5 protein-coding genes are annotated in these 5,918 nt (G+C 72.3%); 4 read left to right on the top strand and 1 reads right to left on the bottom strand.

Translation table 11 applies throughout. The features are described from left to right. On the top strand, nt 1-514 hold a 514-nt coding region (locus tag OZN99_RS23435; protein ID WP_270937673.1), incomplete at its 5' end, for a hypothetical protein. A 21-nt stretch (nt 515-535) separates the two neighbouring features. Here the strand turns inward: OZN99_RS23435 and OZN99_RS23430 are convergent. Continuing rightward, a complete protein-coding gene (locus tag OZN99_RS23430) occupies nt 536-991 on the bottom strand; it encodes an Lrp/AsnC family transcriptional regulator (protein WP_270937672.1) in 456 nt (151 codons plus the stop codon). Nucleotides 992-1,103: 112 nt separating this feature from the next. Between OZN99_RS23430 and OZN99_RS23425 the strand changes: the two genes are divergently transcribed. The 3 genes from OZN99_RS23425 to OZN99_RS23415 form a co-directional block, all read left to right on the top strand. Continuing rightward, entirely contained in the window at nt 1,104-4,511 is a 3,408-nt protein-coding gene (locus OZN99_RS23425; protein WP_270937671.1) for an indolepyruvate ferredoxin oxidoreductase family protein, read from the top strand. Between the two features lie 20 nt (nt 4,512-4,531). Then, nucleotides 4,532-5,686, top strand: coding sequence for an acyl-CoA dehydrogenase family protein (locus tag OZN99_RS23420; RefSeq protein WP_270937670.1), 1,155 nt, complete (start codon nt 4,532-4,534; stop codon nt 5,684-5,686). A 47-nt stretch (nt 5,687-5,733) separates the two neighbouring features. Next, nucleotides 5,734-5,918: hypothetical protein (locus OZN99_RS23415; protein WP_270937669.1), on the top strand; the 185-nt coding region annotated here is incomplete at its 3' end.

The following is a 5,918-nucleotide window of genomic DNA, read 5'->3' as shown; positions in this document are numbered from 1 at the left end:
CGCCGCGCCGCAGGCCGCCGCCGTCGCCACCACCGCCGAGCGCACGGCCGTGGTCGAGACGGTCAACATGACCGAGCGGTCCGTGCTGCTGCGCGGCGACGCCGGCTCGCAGAGTGGCCGCCTCGCGACGATCAAGGCCGGCCCGCAGGTCCGCAACCTCGCGCAGATCAAGCCGGGCGATCGGGTGGTCATCCGCGTGACGGATGCCGTCGTCGCGGCGATGGCCCCGGCGGATGGCGCTGCGCCGACCGGCAGCGCCGTGGTCGCCACCCGCGCCGCGCCCGGCCAGCGCCCCGCCGCCAGCATCAGCGAAGGAACCCGGACGCGGGTGCGCGTGGACGGCATCGATCTCGGCCGCAACACCGTGACCTTCACCGATCCGGACGGCGCGCAGCGTACCGTGCGCGTGCAGGATCCTGGCATGCGCCAGTTCATCCGCCGGCTGAGCCCGGGCACGATGGTGGACGTCGTGCTGGTGGAGACCGCCGACATTCGCGTGCTGCCGCCGGCCTGAACCCGGATCCGCCCGTGCCGGTCACTCCGGCACGGGCGACAGTTCGCGCTTCAGGCAGCGCAGCGCGAAGCTGGTGCGGGTGTGGCGCACGCCGGGCAGCCGGTAGAGCCGGTCGCGCAGCAGCTTCTCGTAGCCCGCCGTGCCGCCGACCGCGGCCTTGATCATGTAGTCGTATTCGCCCGTCACCAGGTGGCATTCCAGCACCTCCGGGATGGCCATCACCGTCTCCTCGAAGCGGCGCAGGCTGTCCTGGTCGTGGCGCTCCATCATCACCTCGATGAAGACCGTGTCGGGCAGGCCGAGCGCCGCCTGGTCCAGCAGCGCGGCATAGCCCTTGATGACTCCGGCCTGTTCCAGGCGCTTCACCCGCGTCCAGCAGGGGGAGGGGGAGAGGCCGACGGCCTCCGCCAGCTCCGTGTTGCTCAGTCGCCCCTGGCGCGAGAGGGTCCGAAGGATCTTCCTGTCGATCGCGTCCATCCCAGAAGCTCCTTCCGAATCTTCGGCGCTGCACAACAGAATACGGAAGCACCCTCTGGCAAGCCCGGCCTAGCCTTTCCATAGTCCGGGAATGGGTAAGGGAGCCGTCGCGATGGGCAGTCTGCAGCGCCCCGAAGCGAGCCTCGAAGACAAGTGGAATGCCGCGGCCGAGCCCGTGGTGCTCACCGGCATCCAGGCGCTGGTGCGCCTGCCGCTGCTGCGGCGGGAGATCGACGCCGCGCTGGGCTGGAACACCGCCGGCTTCATCAGCGGCTACCGCGGCTCGCCGCTCGGCGGCTACGACAAGGAACTGGAGAAGCAGGCGGCGCGCCTTGCCGCCGCCAACGTCGTGTTCACCCCCGGCCTGAACGAGGATTTGGCCGCCACCGCGGTCTGGGGCAGCCAGCAGGTCCAGCTTTCGCCGGGCGCGCGGCACGAGGGCGTGTTCGGCATCTGGTATGGCAAGGGCCCGGGCACCGATCGCGCGGGCGATGCGCTGCGCCACGGCAACTTCGCCGGCACCGCGCCGAGGGGCGGCGTGCTGGCCCTGTCGGGCGACGACCCGGCGGCCAAGTCCTCCACCGTCACCTCCGGCTGCGAGGTCACGTTCCAGGACCTGGAGATCCCCGTCCTCGACCCCGCCGAGGTGGCGGAGGTGCTGGAGTTCGGCGTGAAGGGCCTGGCGCTGTCGCGCTTCTCCGGCGCCTGGGTCGGGCTGAAATGCGTCGCCGAGACGATGGACGCCGCGCAGACCCTGCGCGTGGACCCGGCCGCCTATGCCACCGTCGAGCCCACCGGCCTGGACCTGCCGCCGGACGGGCTCAACATCCGCATCCCCGACACGGCGCTGGCGCAGGAGCGGCGGGTGCGGCTGCACCGCCTGCCCGCCGCAGTCGCCTTCGCGCGTGCCAACGGCTTCGACCGCATCGTGGTGGACAGCCCGAACGCCCGCTTCGGCATCGTGGTGCGCGGCAAGGCCTTCGCCACGCTGCGCCAGGTGCTGGCCGATGCCGGCATCTCGCCCGACTTCGCGCGGCAGAACGGCCTGCGCGTCTGGAAGGTGGGGCTCGCCTGGCCGCTGGACGCCGAGGCGGCGCGAAGCTTCGCCCGCGGGCTGGAGGAGGTGCTGGTCATCGAGGACCGTCGCGCCTTCCTCGAGCCACAGCTGAAGGAGGCGCTCTACCCGCTTGCCGAGCGGCCGCGCATCGTCGGCAAGCGCGACGAGCGCGGCGCGCCGCTGCTGTCCGAGCTGGCCGAGCTGGATTCGGCCCAGGTGCTGCGCGCGCTGGCGATGCGCCTGCCCCAGGCGCTGCGCACCGAGGCGCTGTCCGCCCGCCTGCGCGAGCTGGAGGAGCTGGAGCGCGGCGCGGCGGAGCCGCTGGCCAGCCGCGACCCCTTCTTCTGCCCGGGCTGCCCGCACAACACGTCCACGCGCGTGCCGGAGGGCTCGCGCGGCCTGGCCGGCATCGGCTGCCACTGGCTCGTCACCAAGATGCCGGAGCGCGAGACGGCGTCCTACACCCAGATGGGCGGCGAGGGCGTGCCCTGGATCGGCATCGCGCCCTTCACGGAGGAGGCGCATGTCTTCGCCAATATCGGCGACGGCACCTGGTCGCATTCCGGCAGCCTGGCGTTGCGCGCCGCGGTCGCGGCGAAGGCGAGCATCACCTACAAGGTGCTGGTGAATTCCGCCGTCGCCATGACCGGCGGCCAGGCGGTGGAAGGCGATCCCGGCGTGCCGCGCATCGCCGCCCAGATCCGCGCGGAAGGCGTGCAGCGCATCGCCGTCGTCGCCGACGACCCGGACCGCCACCAGGGCGACCCGGAGATGCCGGCGGGCGTCACCTTCCACCCGCGCGCGGAGCTCGACGCGGTGCAGCGCATGCTGCGCGAGGTCCCCGGCGTCACCGCGCTGATCTACGACCAGGAATGCGCGACGGAACGTCGCCGCAAGCGCAAGCGCGGCAAGGCCGCGCAGGCCGAGCGGCGCGCGGTGATCAACCCCCGCGTCTGCGAGGATTGCGGCGAGTGCTCCCGCGTCTCCAACTGCATCGCGGTGGAGCCGCTGGAGACGCCCTGGGGCCGCAAGCGCCATATCGACCAGAGCGCCTGCAACCAGGACCTCTCCTGCGTGCAGGGCTTCTGCCCGTCCTTCGTGACGCTGGTCGGCGCGGAGCCGGCGAAGCCGAAGCCAGTCGCCGCGGTGGAGGGCACGTTGCCCGAGCCGGCGCTGCCGGAGCCGGTGGATGGCCGCGCCTGGAACCTGCTGCTGGCCGGCGTCGGCGGGCAGGGCGTCACGGCGCTCGGGCAGATCCTGGCGATGGCGGCGCATGTCGATGGCCGTCCCTCGCGCAGCGTGGACACGCTGGGCTTCGCGCAGAAGGGCGGCGGCGTCTATGTGCAGCTGCGCATCGGCCGGCCCGGCGCGACCGAGGACAGCATCCCCGCGCCGCGCATCGGCGCGGGCCAGGCGGACCTGCTGCTCGCCTCCGACATGGTGGTGGCGCATGGGCGCAACGCGCGCCCGCTGCTCGGCCCGCGGCGCACCGCGGCCATCGTCAATGCCGACCTGCAGCCTACCGCGCAATTCGTGCGCGACACCTCCACCCGCTACGACGCGGAAGCAATGCTCGGCAGCCTGCGCGCGGCGGCGAAGGAGGTGCATCCGCTGCACGCCGGCGCCGAGGTGATCGAGGCGCTCGGCGATGCGATCTACGTCAACATCTGGCTGCTGGGCGCGGCCTTCCAGCGCGGGCTGGTGCCCGTCTCCTCCGCCGCGATCGAGCAGGCCATCCGCCTGAACGGCGCGCAGGTGGAGCGCAACCTGGCCGCCTTCGCGCTCGGCCGGCGTGCGGCGCTGACGCAGCCCGATGCGGCGCCGGCCCGCCCGGAAACGCTGGACGAGATCGTGGCGCGCTGCATGCTCGACCTGACCCAGTACCAGAACCGGCGCTATGCGAAGCGCTACGCCGCCTTCGTGGAGAAGGTAAGGGTCGCGGAGCAGCTGGCGGTGCCGGGCGCGGAGCGGCTGTCGCGCGCGGTGGCCGTGCAGATGCACCGGCTGATGGCCTTCAAGGACGAGTACGAGGTGGCCCGGCTGCACAGCCTGCCAGAATGGAAGGCGCAGCTGGCGCACGACTTCGCCGGCAGCCCGCGGATCGAGATGAACCTGGCGCCGCCCATCATCTCGAAGGACGACCCGAACACCGGCCTGCCGAGGAAGCGCCGCTTCGGCCCCTGGATGCTGACGGCGATGGGCCTTCTGCGGCGCGGCAAGGCGCTGCGCTTCACCCCGCTCGACCCCTTCGGCCGCACCGAGGAGCGGCGGATGGAGCGCGCGCTGATCGAGGAGTATCGCGCGACGATCGAGGCGATGCTGCCGAAGCTCTCGCCCGCGACGCACGCCACGGTTTGCGAGTGGGCGGAGGCGGCCTCGGGCATCAAGGGCTTCGGCCCGATCAAGGCGCGCAACGTCGAGAGGACGCGCGCCCGCTGGCAGGAGATCGCGGCGCGGCTATAGTCGGCGGCCGGGAGAACGCCATGCCGCTCGACGATGTCGTCTTCGACCTGCCCGAGGCCACGCGCGAGTTGCGCGAGACGGCGCTGGCCTTCGCCCGCGACCGCCTGGCGCCGCATGCGCAGGAATGGGACGAGACGAAGCACTTCCCCGTCGAGGCGATGCGCGAAGCCGCCGCGCTCGGCATGGCCGCACTCTATGTGCGGGAGGAGAGCGGCGGCGCGGGTCTGACGCGGCTCGACGCCGCGGTGGTGTTCGAGGCGCTGGCGACCGGCTGCCCCACCACCTCCGCTTTCCTCTCCATCCACAACATGGTCGCCTGGATGATCGACCGCTTCGGCAGCAACGCGCAGCGCGCGGAATGGCTGCCGCAACTGGTCGGCATGGACAGGATCGCCAGCTACTGCCTGACCGAGCCCGGCGCCGGCAGCGACGCCGCGGCGCTGTCCACCCGTGCCACTCGCGACAACCAGGGCTACGTGCTGAACGGCGTGAAGCAGTTCATCAGCGGCGCCGGCGCCTCCGACCTCTACCTGACCATGGTGCGCACCGGCGGGCCGGGGGCGAACGGCATCTCCGCGCTGCTGGTGCCGAAAGATACGCCCGGCCTCTCCTTCGGCGCGAACGAGAAGAAGATGGGCTGGAACGCCCAGCCGACGCGCCAGGTGATCTTCGAGGATGCGCGCGTGCCGGCGGAGGCGCTGCTGGGCGAGGAAGGGCAGGGCTTCCGCTTCGCCATGCAGGGGCTGGATGGCGGGCGGCTCAACATCGGCGCCTGCAGCCTCGGCGGCGCTCAGCGCGCGCTGGACATCGCGCTGGGCTACGTGCGTGAGCGCAAGGCCTTCGGGCAGGAGGTGGCGCGGTTCCAGGCCACGCAGTTCCGCCTGGCCGACATGCAGACCGAGCTGGAAGCGGCGCGCACCCTGCTCTGGCGCGCCTGCGCCAAGCTGGACGCGAAGGCGCCCGACGCCACCGCCTTCTGCGCGATGGCCAAGCGCTTCGCGACCGACACCGGCTTCCGCGTGGCGGACGAGGCGCTGCAGCTGCTGGGCGGCTACGGCTACCTGGCCGACTACGGCATCGAGAAGATCGTGCGCGACCTGCGCGTGCACCGCATCCTCGAAGGCACCAACGAGATCATGCGGCTGATCGTCGCGCGGAGCATGCTGGGCCGCTGACATCATTTCGCTGGCTTGGTCGTATCGCCTTGCAGTAGCATTTCGTCATGCGTCTTCGCGCCCGGATTGCCGCGCTGCTGATCCTGCTGCCGACCGGCGCGGGAGTGGCGCAGCCCCTGCGCAGCACGGTGGTGCCGGCGGATGCGGCGGTGGTGATCGCGCCGCGCGGGCAGTCCGCCCCGGTCGCCATGCCCCGCGCGCCGCTGCCGCCGGTGCCGCGGGCGGCGTCGCA

Origin of the sequence: Falsiroseomonas oryzae (genome assembly GCF_027856955.1) — a bacterium.
Taxonomy (GTDB): Bacteria; Pseudomonadota; Alphaproteobacteria; order Acetobacterales; family Acetobacteraceae; genus Falsiroseomonas; species Falsiroseomonas oryzae.
Note: the sequence above shows the minus strand (reverse complement) of the source record. Positions and strands in the feature narration are given on the sequence as shown.

Excerpts from the sequence above, each read along its gene's own strand:
- OZN99_RS23430 (WP_270937672.1), bottom strand. The coding sequence starts at position 991 with ATGGACGCGATCGACAGGAAGATCCTTCGGACCCTCTCGCGCCAGGGG.
- OZN99_RS23425 (WP_270937671.1), top strand. The coding sequence starts at position 1,104 with ATGGGCAGTCTGCAGCGCCCCGAAGCGAGCCTCGAAGACAAGTGGAAT.
- OZN99_RS23420 (WP_270937670.1), top strand. The coding sequence starts at position 4,532 with ATGCCGCTCGACGATGTCGTCTTCGACCTGCCCGAGGCCACGCGCGAG.